This window comes from Bartonella sp. CL436QHHD (assembly GCF_042195105.1).
GTDB lineage: Bacteria > Pseudomonadota > Alphaproteobacteria > Rhizobiales > Rhizobiaceae > Bartonella.
Map to the genome: position 1 here is coordinate 1 of NZ_JBHINR010000038.1, position 1,253 is coordinate 1,253.

The following is a 1,253-nucleotide window of genomic DNA, read 5'->3' on the forward strand; positions in this document are numbered from 1 at the left end:
AGACGCTCTTCTAAGATATCGACTTCTCGATTAAGGTTTATTCCTGCCGAAATCAGACCTTGTAAAGCAGCATAAGCATAGACCCTACAGTCCAAGGCTTCGTTTCTTGCCTTTTCACTTTTTTGCCATTCAATACGCTTGAAGCCTTTAAAATATTTGATGACTTTTCTTTCAGCGGTCAGTTGGTCAAAATATTCCCGATCAAGGTTTTTGTGAAAGTGTGTTGCACCAGCACCCGATGCTTCAGGACCGGATTTTTTAAACCGTGCCGTGATAATATCTTTTGCTGCATCAACCCCAACAATATAGAGATTAATCTGTCCTTTGTTGTTTCTACTTGGACGGCGTGGCCATACCGCACGCCATCCCGCTTGCCCCTTAATTCCCCAGATACGTCGTCCCTCACGGGGGCGCACGTAATTATAAACCGCTTGTGTGTGTCCACCACCGGTATCAATACAAGCAGCTGTTATCCTAATTCCCTCTTTATAGCCTGTATGTGGCCAGCGTTTTGTAAGGTATTCATCCAGCTGGTCCCATACTTCAAAAGAAGAGGGATCACCAAGGATAACTTGATAATCAATATGCCAACTTTCTTCACTGCGTCCCCATCCAACCACTTCAAGTTCTAAGCGGTCATTTTGCACATCAATACCCGCTGTCAACAACACGGCTTGTTCTGGTGCAAGGGGATAATCTTCGCGTTTTGCATAGAGGCTATCTGGGTCAACAACTTCGCCTGTTCTGTCCTCCCATGGCTCTCCAAGCACTGTATTGACAAAAGGCTGTAGAAGAGCTGGATCATCCTTGGCATTTAAAAACTCTCTTGCGCATTCCCCCCAAGTAAGCCAAGGGGAATAGAGTGCCGAAATATGATAAGAACGCAAATTGGGTCTGCTTGATTCACTGGTTGGTACCCAACATGCTCCTCGTTCTTCACACATGAGATCTGTTTTTCTGTGCTCGGCATGTTCATGGCCACAATGGGCACAAACAAACACAGCTTTTTCGGGGGCGCCTTTTGGCCACTTAATTTGTGACCAAACAATGGGCTGTAGAACACCACATGCATCACAAGGCACGTTGTAATATCGCTGGTCTCCTAGCACAAAATCCTTGGCAATACGGCTTGTGTCACGGTGGGTGGGTGTGGACAATTTAAAGATCTTTCGTTGTACAAAGGTTGAGGTCCGCTTTTCGGCAATCATCACCGGATCACCTTCGTTATCCACACTGAGAGGATAACCATCCAC

General features: G+C 46.0%; 1 protein-coding gene. It reads right to left on the minus strand.

Translation table 11 applies throughout. The features are described 5' to 3' along the window. Window positions 1-1,253: phage terminase large subunit family protein (locus tag ACFIKN_RS05965; RefSeq protein ID WP_375658066.1), on the minus strand; the 1,253-nt coding region annotated here is incomplete at both ends.